This window comes from Photorhabdus antumapuensis, from assembly GCF_020387775.1.
Classification (GTDB): Bacteria; Pseudomonadota; Gammaproteobacteria; order Enterobacterales; family Enterobacteriaceae; genus Photorhabdus; species Photorhabdus antumapuensis.
The window spans coordinates 1-15,019 of the sequence record NZ_JAHZMK010000044.1 but is presented as its reverse complement, the minus strand read 5'-3'; the positions used below and the strand labels follow the sequence as shown (position 1 = coordinate 15,019).

General features: G+C 43.5%; 13 protein-coding genes and 1 pseudogene. 7 read left to right on the top strand and 7 right to left on the bottom strand.

Going from position 1 to position 15,019, the window contains the following annotated elements; genetic code table 11:
* Window positions 1–22: 22 nt before the first annotated feature.
* The 7 genes from ileS (at window position 23) to carB (ending at window position 10,500) form a co-directional block, all read left to right on the top strand.
* On the top strand, window positions 23–2,836 hold the full coding sequence (ileS, locus tag KZ793_RS16750; RefSeq protein ID WP_225816375.1) for an isoleucine--tRNA ligase: 2,814 nt from the start codon (window positions 23–25) through the stop codon (window positions 2,834–2,836).
* Entirely contained in the window at window positions 2,836–3,339 is a 504-nt protein-coding gene (gene lspA, locus KZ793_RS16745) for a signal peptidase II (protein ID WP_118986670.1), read from the top strand. The genes ileS and lspA overlap by 1 nt, the downstream gene beginning before the upstream one ends.
* Window positions 3,340–3,344: 5 nt before the next feature.
* Complete coding sequence (fkpB, locus tag KZ793_RS16740) at window positions 3,345–3,815, top strand: FKBP-type peptidyl-prolyl cis-trans isomerase (RefSeq protein ID WP_225816374.1); 471 nt, start codon at window positions 3,345–3,347, stop codon at window positions 3,813–3,815.
* A complete protein-coding gene (gene ispH, locus KZ793_RS16735) occupies window positions 3,796–4,749 on the top strand; it encodes a 4-hydroxy-3-methylbut-2-enyl diphosphate reductase (RefSeq protein ID WP_225816373.1) in 954 nt (317 codons plus the stop codon). Before fkpB ends, ispH begins: the two co-directional genes overlap by 20 nt.
* A gap of 92 nt (window positions 4,750–4,841) precedes the next feature.
* A complete protein-coding gene (dapB, locus tag KZ793_RS16730; RefSeq protein WP_225816372.1) occupies window positions 4,842–5,663 on the top strand; it encodes a 4-hydroxy-tetrahydrodipicolinate reductase in 822 nt (273 codons plus the stop codon).
* 433 nt (window positions 5,664–6,096) lie between these two features.
* Window positions 6,097–7,260 carry a glutamine-hydrolyzing carbamoyl-phosphate synthase small subunit gene (gene carA / locus KZ793_RS16725; protein ID WP_225816371.1) on the top strand — a complete coding sequence of 388 codons (1,164 nt, stop codon included), beginning with the start codon at window positions 6,097–6,099 and terminating at the stop codon, window positions 7,258–7,260.
* A gap of 15 nt (window positions 7,261–7,275) precedes the next feature.
* On the top strand, window positions 7,276–10,500 hold the full coding sequence (carB, locus tag KZ793_RS16720; protein ID WP_225816370.1) for a carbamoyl-phosphate synthase large subunit: 3,225 nt from the start codon (window positions 7,276–7,278) through the stop codon (window positions 10,498–10,500).
* A 139-nt stretch (window positions 10,501–10,639) separates the two neighbouring features.
* On the opposite strand, the gene KZ793_RS16715 is transcribed toward carB, so the two are convergent.
* From KZ793_RS16715 to KZ793_RS16685, 7 genes and pseudogenes are all read right to left on the bottom strand, one after another.
* Window positions 10,640–11,020 carry a DUF6853 family protein gene (locus KZ793_RS16715; protein ID WP_225816369.1) on the bottom strand — a complete coding sequence of 127 codons (381 nt, stop codon included), beginning with the start codon at window positions 11,018–11,020 and terminating at the stop codon, window positions 10,640–10,642.
* Window positions 11,021–11,519: 499 nt separating this feature from the next.
* Window positions 11,520–11,759, bottom strand: a complete 240-nt coding sequence (locus tag KZ793_RS16710) for a hypothetical protein (protein ID WP_225816368.1) — start codon at window positions 11,757–11,759, stop codon at window positions 11,520–11,522.
* Window positions 11,760–11,761: 2 nt separating this feature from the next.
* Window positions 11,762–12,031 carry a hypothetical protein gene (locus tag KZ793_RS16705; protein ID WP_225816367.1) on the bottom strand — a complete coding sequence of 90 codons (270 nt, stop codon included), beginning with the start codon at window positions 12,029–12,031 and terminating at the stop codon, window positions 11,762–11,764.
* Between the two features lie 289 nt (window positions 12,032–12,320).
* On the bottom strand, window positions 12,321–12,689 hold the full coding sequence (gene cdiI / locus KZ793_RS16700) for a ribonuclease toxin immunity protein CdiI (RefSeq protein WP_132346434.1): 369 nt from the start codon (window positions 12,687–12,689) through the stop codon (window positions 12,321–12,323).
* A gap of 10 nt (window positions 12,690–12,699) precedes the next feature.
* The gene (locus KZ793_RS22720; protein ID WP_317987479.1) at window positions 12,700–13,614 is read right to left on the bottom strand and encodes a CdiA family toxin C-terminal domain-containing protein; all 915 of its coding nucleotides are present in this window, start codon (window positions 13,612–13,614) and stop codon (window positions 12,700–12,702) included.
* A 72-nt stretch (window positions 13,615–13,686) separates the two neighbouring features.
* Window positions 13,687–14,037 carry a hypothetical protein gene (locus tag KZ793_RS16690; RefSeq protein ID WP_049583742.1) on the bottom strand — a complete coding sequence of 117 codons (351 nt, stop codon included), beginning with the start codon at window positions 14,035–14,037 and terminating at the stop codon, window positions 13,687–13,689.
* Window positions 14,034–15,019 (bottom strand): annotated as a pseudogene (locus tag KZ793_RS16685) (hypothetical protein); the annotation flags it as partial. The gene KZ793_RS16690 and the pseudogene KZ793_RS16685, both read right to left, overlap by 4 nt.

The following is a 15,019-nucleotide window of genomic DNA, read 5'->3' as shown; positions in this document are numbered from 1 at the left end:
GAAAATTGGAATTGAGAATCGAATGAGTGACTATAAAAACACCCTGAATCTGCCAGAAACGGGGTTTCCAATGCGCGGAGATTTAGCAAAGCGCGAACCAGATATGTTAAAACGTTGGTACAAAGATGAGTTGTATCAGGTAATTCGTAAAGCAAAAGCCGGTAGAAAAACATTTATTCTGCATGACGGCCCTCCTTATGCGAATGGCAATATTCATATTGGTCACTCAGTCAATAAGATTCTCAAAGATATTATTATTAAATCCAAAGGAATGGCGGGATATGATTCGCCATATATCCCTGGTTGGGATTGCCACGGTTTACCCATTGAGCTTAAGGTTGAGCAGCTTATTGGTAAGCCGGGGGAAAAATTTTCCGCCGCTGAATTTCGTGCCGAGTGCCGCAAATATGCCAAAGAGCAGATCGAAGGTCAGAAGAAAGACTTTATCCGTCTGGGCATATTAGGTGACTGGGAACGTCCATATTTGACGATGGACTTTAAGACCGAAGCCGAGATTATTCGCGCATTGAGTCGTATTATCGCTAATGGTCATTTGTTGAAAGGCGCCAAGCCTGTTCACTGGTGTACCGATTGTCGTTCATCACTGGCCGAAGCGGAAGTTGAGTATTACGATAAAACTTCGCCATCGATTGACGTGCGTTTTAATGCAGTTGATGTAGCAGCCGTTTGTGAGATATTTGGTGTGCAGGCACCAGCTCAGCCAGTCTCTCTGGTTATCTGGACAACCACGCCGTGGACATTGCCGGCTAACCGGGCGATCGCTTTGCATGCTGAATTTAACTATCAATTAGTACAGATTGAGGGTGAATGCCTGATCTTGGCTGCTGATTTGGTAGAAAGTGTGATGAAGCGCGCAGGTATAACTTCGTGGGCAGTATTAGGGAGTTGTGCGGGTGCGGCGTTGGAGCTATTGCGCTTTAAACATCCATTTATGGGCTTTGATTCACCGGTTGTACTGGGTGATCACGTGACTTTGGATGCGGGTACTGGCGCTGTGCATACGGCTCCAGGTCACGGCCCGGACGACTTTGTTCTCGGTCAGAAATATGGTTTGGAAGTTGCAAACCCGGTTGGCCCGAATGGTTGCTATCTACCCGGTACTTATCCTTCTCTGGATGGCATGTTTGTCTTTAAGGCGAATGATGTTGTGCTGAATATCCTGAGTGAAAACAATGCATTGCTGCATTTGGAAAGATTGCAGCACAGTTATCCTTGTTGCTGGCGCCATAAGACACCGATTATTTTCCGTGCCACGCCACAATGGTTTGTCAGCATGGATCAAAATGGTCTGCGCAAACAATCGTTGCAAGAGATCAAAGGGGTTCAGTGGATCCCGGGCTGGGGTCAGGCCCGTATTGAGGCAATGGTTGAAAACCGTCCTGACTGGTGTATTTCACGCCAACGTACTTGGGGCACGCCGATGTCTCTTTTTGTCCATAAAGAGACGGAAGAACTTCATCCACGTACTATCGAGTTGATGGAAGAAGTTGCAAAACGTGTTGAAGTTGATGGCATTCAGGCGTGGTGGGATCTGGAATCAGCCGAACTGTTGGGTGATGATGCGGCTAATTATGTCAAAATTTTTGATACGCTGGATGTCTGGTTCGATTCGGGATCAACCCATGCATCGGTAGTTGATGCCCGCCCTGAATTCCAGGGTAACGCTGCGGATATCTATCTTGAAGGTTCAGATCAGCATCGTGGCTGGTTTATGTCTTCCCTGATGATCTCAACGGCAATAAAAGGTAAAGCACCTTATCGTCAGGTGTTAACGCATGGTTTCACCGTGGATGGTCAGGGCCGTAAGATGTCTAAGTCTATCGGTAACACCATCAGTCCACAGGATGTGATGAATAAATTAGGGGCGGATATTTTGCGTCTGTGGGTTGCCTCTACTGATTACACCGGTGAAATTGCGGTATCAGATGAGATCCTGAAACGTTCTGCCGATGCATATCGCCGTATCCGTAACACAGCGCGTTTCCTGCTGGCAAACCTGAATGGTTTTGATCCTGAACAACATAGGGTTAAACCGGAAGAGATGGCTGTGTTGGATCGCTGGGCTGTAGGCCGTGCTCAGGCTGCTCAGGCAGACATTATAAAATGTTACGATGAGTATGATTTCCACTCTGTTGTTCAGCGTTTAATGCAGTTCTGTTCTGTGGAAATGGGGTCGTTCTATCTTGATATCATTAAAGACCGTCAGTATACCGCGAAGGGCGATAGTCTGGCTCGCCGCAGTTGCCAGACTGCGCTGTATCATATTGTAGAAGCACTGGTTCGCTGGATGGCGCCTATTCTCTCCTTCACCGCGGATGAAGTTTGGAATGAGTTGCCTGGCAAACGTGCTCAATATGTGTTTACCGAAGAGTGGTACGACGGCTTGTTTGGTCTGGCCGCAGGCGAACCAATGAATGATGCTTTCTGGGCTGATTTGTTGGCTGTGCGAGGTGAGGTTAACAAAGTTCTGGAGCAGGCACGTGCAGACAAACATATCCGTAGTTCACTGGAAGCCGCGGTGACGCTGTACGCCGATAATGAATTGGCGGACAAACTGAATAGCCTTGGAGATGAATTGCGTTTTGTTCTGCTAACATCTCAGGTTGTTGTTGCAGATTATGCGCAGGCTGGTGAAGATGCGCAACAAAGCGAAATCGGTAGTTTGAAAATTGCTTTCCGCAGAGCGGATGGCGAAAAATGTCCTCGTTGCTGGCATTACGCTAAAGATGTGGGATTGGTGGCGGAACATGCAGAACTTTGTGGCCGCTGTGTAACTAATGTTGCCGGTAACGGCGAAGAGCGTAAGTTTGCCTGATGAATAAACCCATTTGCTCCACCGGCCTTCGCTGGCTTTGGTTAGTTGTTGTGGTATTGATTTTGGATCTGGGTAGTAAGCAGTTAGTGTTGCAACACTTTCATCTGTATGAATCCGTTCCATTGATACCTTATTTTAATCTGACTTATGCCCAGAATTTTGGGGCGGCTTTCAGTTTCCTTGCAGAGAAAGATGGTTGGCAGCGTTGGTTCTTTGCATTCATTGCTGTTGCTATTTCAGTTGTGTTGACGGTGATGATGTATCGTTCCAGTGCAAAGAAGAAACTGAGTAATATCGCTTATGCCCTGATTATTGGTGGAGCATTGGGTAATCTGTTTGACCGGTTGGTTCATGGTTTTGTCATCGATTTTATTGATTTTTATGTCGGTGATTGGCACTTTCCAACTTTTAATATCGCCGATATGGCGATATGTATCGGGGCTGGATTGGTTATCATTGATAGCTTTCTAAGCCCGGATGAAAAGACCATCAAAGTGGGATAAGTAAGATGTCAAACCAGGTGAAGGTGGATAGTGCAGTTTTACTGCACTTCACTTTAAAACTGCAAGATGGCTCTATTGCCGACTCCACTCACACTCAGGGCAAACCTGCATTATTTCGTTTAGGTGATGGAACCCTTTCTTCACCTTTGGAACAGCAGCTTACTGGGCTAAAAGAGGGAGATAAACATACCTTTACTTTGGCTGGTGAGGCTATATTTGGTAAACCGAATCCTGATCTGATCCAATATTTTACTCCGCGTGATTTTGCCGAAACGGGTATTCCTGAAATTGGCACTATAATGTTATTTACGGCAATGAATGGCAGTGAAATGCCGGGCATAGTCAAAGCCGTAACAGAAGAATCTGTGACGGTTGATTTCAATCACCCGTTAGTTGATCAGAACGTTACGTTTGAAATTGAAGTGTTGGAAATTGATCCCCAATTGGAGGAAAACCATGCAGATATTGCTGGCTAACCCCCGCGGTTTTTGTGCCGGTGTTGACCGTGCTATCAGTATTGTAGAACGCGCACTGGAATTATATGGTGCGCCGATCTACGTTCGTCATGAAGTTGTGCATAACCGTTATGTTGTAGATAACCTGCGCAAGCGGGGTGCTATCTTTATTGAAGAAATTTCAGATGTACCGGATGATGCGATTCTGATTTTTTCGGCACATGGTGTTTCACAGGCTATTCGTGCTGAAGCGCGTTCTCGCAATTTGACCATGTTGTTCGATGCGACTTGCCCGTTAGTGACGAAAGTCCATATGGAGGTCGCCAGAGCCAGCCGCAAGGGCAAAGAGGCTATTCTGATTGGTCACGCTGGACATCCCGAAGTTGAAGGTACAATGGGTCAGTACAACAATGCGGAAGGTGGAATGTATCTGGTTGAATCTCCGGAAGATGTATGGAACTTGAAAGTCAAAGATCAAGACAACTTGTGTTTTATGACTCAAACCACGTTATCCGTTGATGATACTTCAGCAGTGATTGATGCACTTAATGCACGATTCCCAAACATCGTTGGTCCGCGTAAAGATGATATTTGTTATGCGACGACTAATCGTCAGGAAGCGGTGCGAGATTTGGCGTCTGATGCCGATGTTGTTTTGGTTGTGGGTTCAAAGAATTCATCTAACTCTAATCGTCTCGCTGAGTTAGCTCAGCGGGTTGGTAAGCCTGCTTATCTGATAGATTCCGCTGAGGATATTAAAGAAGAGTGGATTACCGGTACCTCTCTGGTTGGTGTAACCGCTGGCGCTTCGGCACCGGATATTTTAGTTCAGCAAGTCATTGAACGCCTGAAAAATCTTGGGGCTGAGTCCGTCGAGGAATTACATGGTAGGGAAGAAAATATTGTGTTTGAAGTGCCGAAAGAATTACGTGTTGAAGTCAAAGAAATTAGCTAAATAATCATGATAAATAAGAATAAAGTAGCGTACTTTATCTTTATTTAAAATATTCATCTGACTGATCATCGTGTTAAATATAGTGAGGGCTTATGGCTGATACAGATATTCGTGTTGCTATTGTTGGCGCTGGTGGGCGTATGGGACGTCAGTTGATTCAGGCCATTTATCAATTAGATGGTGTGGTTCTTGGTGCCGCTTTGGAACGCTCCGGTTCTTCTCTGATTGGCGCCGATGCCGGAGAGTTGGCGGGTATTGGTCATACAGGTGTGACGGTTTGTGATGACCTGAAAAGTATCGTTGATAATTTTGATATCCTTATCGATTTTACCCGCCCGGAAGGAACGTTGACTCATCTTGAAATTTGTCACCAGAACGGTAAAGCGATGGTGATCGGTACAACTGGCTTTGATGAGGCTGGTAAGCAGGCAATTAAAGAGGCTTCTGCTGATATCCCGATTGTATTTGCCGCGAATTTCAGTGTTGGTGTAAATCTGGTGCTTAAATTATTGGAAAAAGCAGCGAAAGTGATGGGTGAGTATAGCGATATCGAAATTATCGAAGCGCATCACCGCCATAAAGTGGATGCACCATCAGGAACAGCTTTAGCAATGGGAGAGTCTATTGCTCATGCTTTGGGGCGGGATCTTAAAGCGTGTGCTGTCTATGCCCGTGAAGGTTATACCGGTGAACGAGATCCGAAAAGTATTGGTTTTGCGACTATCCGTGCCGGGGATATCGTGGGTGAGCATACCGCTATGTTTGCAGATATTGGGGAGAGAGTAGAGATAACTCATAAGGCTTCCAGTCGGATGACGTTTGCAAATGGCGCTGTAAAGGCTGCTCTATGGCTAAGTGGTAAAAATAGTGGCCTTTTTGATATGAAAGATGTGCTAAATCTCGATTTACTTTAAAAAGCTATTTTTGTAATTTATTGATATCGCATAATTAAATGTTTTATTATGCGATTTTTGATTTCTTTGTTTAATTTTATTATTTTTTGGTTTTTTTTTCTATTTTTGTCTTGTTTATAACCTTAATTTTCTGCTTTCTTCTCCTTTTTATGATTATTTTCAACTTTTCATATGAAAATCAAATCTTCTATGCTCATTACCGTTTTATAAATTAACTTTATTGCTATTTTCAGTCTTATTTCATTGGTTTGTCTGGCGAAGTGTGCAAAAAAATAAGAAAAGTGACATTTTTTGTAGACAACTCTCCCTCTCATCATTAGAATGCGCGCAATTTGCCAAAATTTTGCCTAAAAAGCAGCTTTGGCATTGATTTTGAGGAATAAATCTGAATTAATATGCACTAATTGCGAGTAATTATTCTTTGGAGGGTGTTTTGATTAAGTCAGCTATATTGGTTCTGGAAGATGGAACCCAATTCCACGGTCGTGCCATAGGTGCGGAAGGGGCGGCAGTTGGGGAAGTGGTGTTCAATACCTCGATGACCGGATATCAAGAAATTCTCACAGACCCTTCCTATTCCCGCCAAATTGTCACTCTTACTTATCCCCATATTGGTAATGTCGGTGTTAACTCAGTCGATAAAGAATCACTAAAAGTACAAGCCCAAGGGCTAGTGATTCGTGATCTACCACTGTTGGCCAGTAACTTCCGCTGCGAAGAAACGCTTTCCGATTATCTTAAACGTCATAATATTGTTGCGATAGCAGATATCGATACCCGTAAACTGACGCGTTTGTTAAGAGAAAAGGGTTCACAGAATGGTTGTATTATAGCAGGTAAACAGATTGACGCTCAGGTTGCACTGGAAAAAGCGCAAGCGTTTCCGGGGCTGGAGGGGATGGATTTAGCAAAAGAGGTGACAACTAAACAGATTTATCCGTGGTTACAGGGGAGCTGGAAGCTGGCAGGGGGATTACCGGAAGATAAGCAAGAACAGGATCTGCCTTATCATGTTGTTGCTTATGACTTTGGTGCAAAACGTAATATCTTGCGAATGCTGGTGGATCGTGGCTGCCGCCTGACAGTTGTTCCTGCCCAGACATCGGCTGAAGATGTACTGAAACTGAACCCGGATGGTATTTTCTTGTCCAATGGGCCGGGCGATCCGGTGCCTTGTGGTTATGCAATCGATGCAGTCAAAACCCTACTTGAGACAGAGATTCCGATCTTTGGTATCTGCCTTGGACACCAATTGTTGGCGTTAGCCAGTGGCGCTGAAACTATGAAAATGAAATTCGGCCATCATGGTGGTAACCATCCGGTGAAAGATCTTGAATGTAATGTTGTAATGATTACTGCACAAAACCACGGCTTTGCTGTGAATGAAAAATCACTGCCGTCAAATTTGCGCGTTACTCATAAATCTCTGTTTGACGGCACGTTGCAAGGGATTCATCGTACCGATAAACCTGCATTCAGCTTCCAGGGGCATCCAGAAGCTAGCCCTGGTCCACATGAAACTGCATCGTTATTTGATCACTTTATTGAACTCATTGAGCAGTATTGTCAGAAAAATAATCGTCATAACACCAAGTAATCAGGAGAAAATAAAATGGCAAAACGTACTGATATTAAAAGTATCCTGATCCTGGGTGCCGGCCCAATTGTTATTGGTCAGGCTTGTGAATTCGACTACTCAGGAGCACAAGCGTGTAAAGCGTTACGGGAAGAAGGTTATCGTGTCGTTCTGGTGAACTCGAATCCTGCTACCATTATGACTGATCCAGAAATGGCCGATGCCACTTATATTGAACCGATCCACTGGGAAGTGGTACGTAAAATCATTGAAAAAGAGCGTCCCGATGCGATTCTGCCAACAATGGGCGGACAAACTGCACTCAACTGTGTGCTAGAACTGGAGCGTCAGGGTGTTCTGAAAGAGTTTGGCGTTACCATGATTGGCGCTACCGCGGATGCAATTGACAAAGCGGAAGATCGCCACCGTTTCGATATAGCAATGAAAAAGATTGGCTTGGAAACTCCGCGTTCTGGTATCGCCCATTCAATGGAAGAAGCGCTGGTAATCGCTGATCAAGTCGGTTTTCCTTGTATTATTCGTCCTTCCTTTACTATGGGAGGAAGCGGTGGTGGTATTGCTTATAACCGCGAAGAATTTGAGGAAATTTGTGAGCGTGGCTTGGATCTTTCACCAACCAATGAACTCTTGATTGATGAATCTCTGATTGGTTGGAAAGAGTATGAAATGGAAGTTGTGCGGGATAAAAACGATAACTGCATTATCGTCTGCTCTATTGAAAACTTTGATGCGATGGGGATTCATACCGGTGATTCCATCACGGTCGCCCCGGCGCAAACGCTGACGGATAAAGAGTATCAAATCATGCGTAACGCTTCGATGGCGGTATTGCGTGAAATCGGTGTAGAAACTGGGGGATCTAACGTACAGTTTGCAGTGAACCCAAAAAATGGCCGTTTAGTTATCATCGAAATGAATCCTCGCGTTTCTCGCTCTTCTGCGTTGGCTTCGAAAGCGACAGGTTTCCCGATCGCTAAAATTGCCGCTAAATTGGCTGTGGGTTATACCCTTGATGAGTTGATGAATGATATCACTGGTGGTCGCACGCCAGCTTCCTTTGAGCCTTCTATCGACTACGTAGTCACTAAAGTTCCTCGCTTTAATTTCGAGAAATTTGCTGGGGCTAATGATCGTCTGACAACCCAGATGAAATCTGTTGGTGAGGTGATGGCGATTGGTCGCACTCAGCAAGAATCTCTGCAAAAAGCATTGCGTGGTTTGGAAGTGGGGGCAACTGGTTTTGACCCGAAAGTCAGTTTAGATGATCCAGAAGCATTGACTAAAATTCGTCGCGAATTAAAAGATGCAGGTGCTGAGCGTATCTGGTATATCGCGGATGCTTTCCGTGCAGGTATGTCTGTTGATGGTATTTTTAACTTGACTGATATTGATCGCTGGTTCTTAGTGCAAATTGAAGAGCTAGTGCGATTGGAGGAGCAGGTGGCAGAACAGGGCATTAACAGCTTGACGGCTGACTTCCTGCGTCATCTGAAGCGTAAAGGTTTTGCTGATGCACGTCTGGCGAAACTGGTCGGTGTGGCCGAAAAAGAGATCCGCAAACTGCGCCACAAATATAATCTGTATCCGGTTTACAAGCGCGTTGATACCTGTGCGGCAGAATTTGCGACTGATACTGCATACATGTATTCCACTTATGAAGATGAGTGTGAAGCTAATCCGCATAGTGACAAGCCAAAAATCATGATATTGGGTGGTGGTCCGAATCGTATTGGGCAGGGGATTGAATTCGACTATTGTTGTGTTCATGCAGCCTTGGCACTGCGTGAAGATGGGTATGAAACCATCATGGTGAACTGTAACCCGGAAACCGTTTCAACAGATTACGATACTTCGGACCGTCTCTATTTCGAACCGGTGACTTTGGAAGATGTTCTTGAGATTGTGCGTGTTGAGCAGCCAAAAGGTGTGATTGTTCAGTATGGTGGGCAGACTCCGCTGAAATTGGCTCGAGAACTGGAAATTGCCGGTGTTCCAATTATTGGTACCAGCCCGGATGCGATTGATCGTGCGGAAGACCGTGAGCGTTTCAAACAGGCAGTAAATCGCCTTGGCCTGAAACAACCCGAAAATGCCACAGTGACCACGATAGAACGGGCAGTTGAGAAGGCAAATATTCTGGGTTATCCGCTGGTGGTTCGTCCATCCTATGTTTTGGGTGGCCGTGCGATGGAAATCGTCTATGACGAAGTTGACCTGCGCCGTTACTTCCAGACGGCGGTCAATGTCTCTAATGATGCCCCAGTATTGCTTGATTGTTTCCTTGATGATGCAGTGGAAGTAGACGTTGACGCTATTTGTGACGGTGAACGTGTATTGATCGGCGGTATTATGGAACATATTGAGCAGGCAGGTGTGCATTCTGGCGACTCAGCTTGTTCACTGCCTGCTTACACCCTAAGTCAAGAAATCCAGGATGTCATGCGCCAGCAGGTAGAAAAACTGGCGTTTGAATTGGGGGTACATGGCTTGATGAATGTCCAGTTTGCCGTCAAGAATGACGAAGTTTATCTGATTGAAGTCAACCCGCGTGCGGCTCGTACTGTGCCATTTGTTTCTAAAGCGACCGGTTTACCACTGGCGAAAGTTGCGGCTCGTGTGATGGTTGGTCAATCTCTGGCTGAGCAAAATGCAACTCAGGAGATCATTCCACCATATTATTCGGTGAAAGAAGTTGTATTGCCTTTCAACAAATTCCCTGGTGTGGATCCAATTCTTGGGCCTGAAATGCGGTCAACCGGAGAAGTAATGGGGGTTGGGCGTACATTTGCCGAAGCTTTCTCAAAGGCACTATTGGGATGTAACGCCAGAATGCCGCAAAATGGTAGAGCACTTTTATCAGTGCGTGAAGGTGATAAAGGCCGGGTTGTGGATTTGGCCGCTAAATTGCTGAAACAGGGCTTTGAACTGGATGCGACTCATGGTACTGCGGTTGTGCTAGGTGAAGCGGGGATTAACCCTCGTCTGGTGAATAAAGTTCACGAAGGGCGTCCGCATATTCAGGATAGAACCAAAAATGGTGAATATAGCTATATTGTAAACACGACTGCGGGTCGTCAGGCGATTGAGGATTCCAAACTTATTCGCCGTAGTGCACTACAATATAAAGTGCATTATGACACCACATTAAATGGTGGATTTGCTACAACAATGGCACTGAGTGCAGATCCAACTGAGCAGGTGATTTCTGTACAGGAAATGCATGCGATGATTAATAGCTAGTCTATATTCTGATTAATTGAAGTAATAAAAAGGTGCGCTTGAGAAAGCGCACTTATTATTTATTACTGACAAAATGCCGGATAAAAAAATCAGCACTTTGTTAATAAGTTGAACCCCAGCCTTTTAGCTGGAGTGGTTATTATTTCTTATTTTCAGGGTAATTATAGTGGTCTGGGATCTTATAATTTTCAGGAGTTTTCGGCCAATTATATCGATCTGTCCAACCTATCATTTCTATATCTTCAAAGATTCCATCAAAAAAATTACGTAAATTCATTGCATATATCCTAGCCATTACTAATGCTGTCTGAACTGCAACCACATCATTTTGGTCAAGGGCTTTTTTTGATACTGCAAACATGGATATCAATTTTTTGAGCTCATCTTGCAGTTCATCATCCAGATTTAACGAATAATCAAGGCTACCATCATTATCAAGCTTATTTTTTGAGATATTGCAAGCTGCTGCTAGCTCGACTAAAATCGTTTTTATGTCATTTAACTTGTTTATTTCAGTCAATTTTAAGTTTCCTCCCTTGACCAGCTTTGGTCTTATCCACATTTACTGGACTATCTAAATTAAGGACTGCTGCTGTTTAAAAAACTCTCCCATATTACTAACAGCACCTTTATTCGGCTGATAAGGCTGTTTATTCTTCCCAACAATCGAAGCAACCGAAGCTTTACCGCCGATAGCGCCACCAATACCGGCAGATTCTACCGCCTCTTTGGCTATTAATGCACCTTTTTCCCAGGTTGGCAGCGAGTTATATAACAGCCCTAAATAACGCTCCCGATGATTTTGCCTCCCACCTGGATTTTCATCGGGCCGCTGAATATTTTATCCAGCGTTATTACTACTAGTTTTTTAAATAATTTCTGCTGATAGGTAAGTAGTAACCAACAGATAAATAAACCCTAGCCGTGTGAACTGCACCTTTATAAGTTGAGTATCCAACTTTTGGGGTGCAGTTCAGATGATCGGGGGAACTAAAACCAAAATTAAAAATATACAAATTTTACGAATTAATAAGATCCTTTTTAGTTTCAATCAGAAGTTCAATAAATTCATCTAATGGAAACTTCAATTCAACTTGTTCAGATAATATTCTTAAATCAGGAAAAAACTCTACTTCAATATGTTCAATCCCCTTATCCTTATTAATTTGGCAAAGAATTTGATTTTTATATGATATCTCAACTGTTAATTCTTCATATTTATTATCACTGAAAAAATCAACATTAAAATCTGTACGCATAACTATTTATTCCTTTTCGGATCTAGAACACCAGAGAAAGATCCATCTGCATTATAGCGAACACCTCTTCCATCAGGAAGTCGATATTCAATACCTCCACGGGATAATTCTGTTTTGATAGTATTTGGATTTCCTAATACTTCATTAACAAATTTATTTGCTGCTGCATTTTTTTGAGCTACATTTCCTTTTAGTGGTTCAAATGTTCCATCTTGTCGACCTGCATGTTTTTCCCATGCCCTAGCGGCTTCAGATAGACCTTGTGGATTCATTGGCTTGTTGGCAGAACTGACTAAGTCCTCAATAGTAAATTTATTTCCTTGATTTACTACACTCGTCCCTTTTCCAGTTTCAGATTTCCCCTCTGTACCCTGATTCGGTTGATAAGGTTGTTTATTCTTCCCAACAATCGAAGCAACCGAAGCTTTACTGCCGATAGCGCCACCAATACCGGCAGATTCTACCGCTTCTTTGGCTATTAGTGCACCTTTTTCCTAGGCAGGCAGTTGTTCAAGCATATTAAGAAAAGATCCCAGCTTTTAGTACTGGGATCTTTCTGGTTTAAGGGAGTTGAGCAAGTAAGGATTTTACTTGCTCTGTATCTTCTGGATGTAATTGAAGATATTTCTCACAGGCTAGTTTTACATATTTGAAACAGGTTGCTTCGCTTACAATTATTGTTGGTGCTTGTTCCGGTGGATAGCCCCATGTAAACTCAACCCCTTCAAAATGTTCTTCTTCAAAAAAGCTATTCATATCTGGAAAGCTACAGTAAGCACCATCTGTAGAAAAACCATGCCTTTTTATAATATTTTCTATAACATCGTAAAAATAATTTTTTCCCTTTTGGTACATCACATCAAAATAGCCTTTCAGAATCCACTCAGGATTACTTTCATCATATGGTTGACCAAATAATTCTTGTTTCACTGTTATTTCCTTATTGAGGATGGAAGTTATTGATAGAGCCAGTGTCTTTGTCTATGTATATTCTAAATGTGATCCCTCCAGCCTTACCATCATATGCAGAAAGCCCTTTAGCTATAGCTTCTTTATACCCCGATGATGATGCTTGTTGTCCAAGTTCAATCATCTTTTGATCACTGATGATCTTTGGATCATAGACAGTTTTTGTGAATGGTTTTTCTTTATAACCAATGACATTTCCTGCTCTGTCGTATGCAGGAATTTGATATTTTATTTCGGTAATTCCATTCACACTTGTTGGCGTTGAGCTAATAATTTTTATCCCGTTTGTATTGACTGTATTATTGAAGGCTTCAGCATTATGTGTTCCTTTGATTCCTGCTTTTTGAGTAATTCCATCAAAGCTAGTTAAGTGATTTTTCTGGTTAATATTAAAATGGATCCCTTCTGGGTAAGTGGTCGTTCCCTTTCCAGTTGTACCCTTATTAGGTTGATAAGGCTGTTTATTCTTCCCAACAATCGAAGCAACCGAAGCTTTACCGCCAATAGCACCGCCAATACCGGCAGATTCTACCGCTTCTTTGGCTATTAATGCACCTTTTTCCCAGGCAGGCAGCGAGTTATACAACAGCCCTAAATCGTTCTGGTTTTCTGTCGTCACAAACTGGCTGATGCGATGAGCATCCTCAGCCGATAAGTCAAACATCCATCTTAAGCCACTGATGGCATCTGCTGTTTTTATCCCGCCGTCCATTTCGGCCTGATAGGTCAATGTACATAACCCACCGCTCCCGGCACAGTCAGATAACATGTCTGCCCGTTGTGCTGCGCTCAGTTTGTTGTATTTGTTCCAGATTGTTTCGGTAGGCGTTCCCTGCTTATTAGCTTCCTGGAGCTCTCTGGTCAGATTACTAGCTTGTTTACGCATATCTGGTGATTATTGGCAATAAGGCAGAAAGCCCACGTGATGTGGGCTTTCGGTTCATAATGGCTGGGATTATTATTTACTAGATGGATAAATGTAATTATCAGGGATCTTTGGCCAACCATTCAGACCAAGCAATACTTCTACATCTTCAGTTATTGCTTCAAAGAAACTAGATAAACTCATTGAATGACTACGGATTCTCAATAAAGCTGCTTGTGCAGTCACTTCATCTCTATTTTCTGTCGCATTAGCTAGCAACTCAGCGGTATCACACAATAAAGTTAAATATCTTTTTAGTCTTTTATCTAAGTGGTCATTGTAGTTTACTGATAGGTTATCCGTATCTATCGTACCAATAGATTTTTGGTTGAGAATGAGCAAAAAGTCTTTTTTCATTCTATCAAGAGGAATATGGTCTATCATTTTGGTAATCTCCGTCCTTCAGCCATTGCTTTTTGAGTTTTAACTTCATTGTACGAACCATCTAAATTAAGAACAGATTTGAATTTCCCATTCTTATCAAATAGTTCAATATGATTTTTATGCATACCATCAAGATAATATTTATCACCTTTAGCTATATGATCTCCGACCACATCTTTAGCTTGATAAACACTTTGGCCTTGATAGATTTGGCTGGTTTTACTGGAGCTATTCTTTATCTGACTTCCAAATCCGGATTGTCTAAAAAATTCTCCCATATTACCAACAGCACCTTTATTCGGCTGATAAGGTTGTTTATTCTTCCCAACAATCGAAGCAACCGAAGCTTTACCGCCGATAGCGCCACCAATACCGGCAGATTCTACCGCTTCTTTAGCTATCAGTGCACCTTTTTCCCAGGCAGGCAGCGAGTTATACAACAGCCCTAAATCGTTCTGGTTTTCTGTCGTCACAAACTGGCTGATACGATGGGCATCCTCAGCCGATAAGTCAAACATCCATCTTAAGCCACTGATGGCATCTGCTGTTTTTATCCCGCCGTCCATTTCGGCCTGATAGGTCAATGTACATAACCCACCGCTCCCGGCACAGTCAGATAACATGTCTGCCCGTTGTGCTGCGCTCAGTTTGTTGTATTTGTTCCAGATTGCTTCGGTAGGCGTTCCCTGCTTATTGGCTTCCTGGAGTTCTCTGACCAGATTGTAGGCATTCATGGAGTTCAGGTGGTTAAAGAGAATAACAATTTCTCCGGCATTCGCCCCACTGTTAGCGCCTTTGGCACTGTTGGTCGCAATGGCCCCTGCAACGCTGCCAATGATTTTGCCACCCGCCTGAATTTTCATTGGATCATTGAATGTTTTATCCAATGTTATCGCGGCCAGTTCTGCGGCTAATGCCCCGGCAGCCGCCCCTTTGGCATCACCGCCGCCAATTTCCGCTGCAAGGGCAGAAACCGCCGCAT

Coding starts and splice junctions, on each gene's coding strand:
- ileS (WP_225816375.1), top strand. CDS start 23: ATGAGTGACTATAAAAACACCCTGAATCTGCCAGAAACGGGGTTTCCA.
- lspA (WP_118986670.1), top strand. CDS start 2,836: ATGAATAAACCCATTTGCTCCACCGGCCTTCGCTGGCTTTGGTTAGTT.
- fkpB (WP_225816374.1), top strand. CDS start 3,345: ATGTCAAACCAGGTGAAGGTGGATAGTGCAGTTTTACTGCACTTCACT.
- ispH (WP_225816373.1), top strand. CDS start 3,796: ATGCAGATATTGCTGGCTAACCCCCGCGGTTTTTGTGCCGGTGTTGAC.
- dapB (WP_225816372.1), top strand. CDS start 4,842: ATGGCTGATACAGATATTCGTGTTGCTATTGTTGGCGCTGGTGGGCGT.
- carB (WP_225816370.1), top strand. CDS start 7,276: ATGGCAAAACGTACTGATATTAAAAGTATCCTGATCCTGGGTGCCGGC.
- KZ793_RS16710 (WP_225816368.1), bottom strand. CDS start 11,759: ATGCGTACAGATTTTAATGTTGATTTTTTCAGTGATAATAAATATGAA.
- KZ793_RS16705 (WP_225816367.1), bottom strand. CDS start 12,031: ATGAATCCACAAGGTCTATCTGAAGCCGCTAGGGCATGGGAAAAACAT.
- KZ793_RS22720 (WP_317987479.1), bottom strand. CDS start 13,614: ATGCGTAAACAAGCTAGTAATCTGACCAGAGAGCTCCAGGAAGCTAAT.
- KZ793_RS16690 (WP_049583742.1), bottom strand. CDS start 14,037: ATGATAGACCATATTCCTCTTGATAGAATGAAAAAAGACTTTTTGCTC.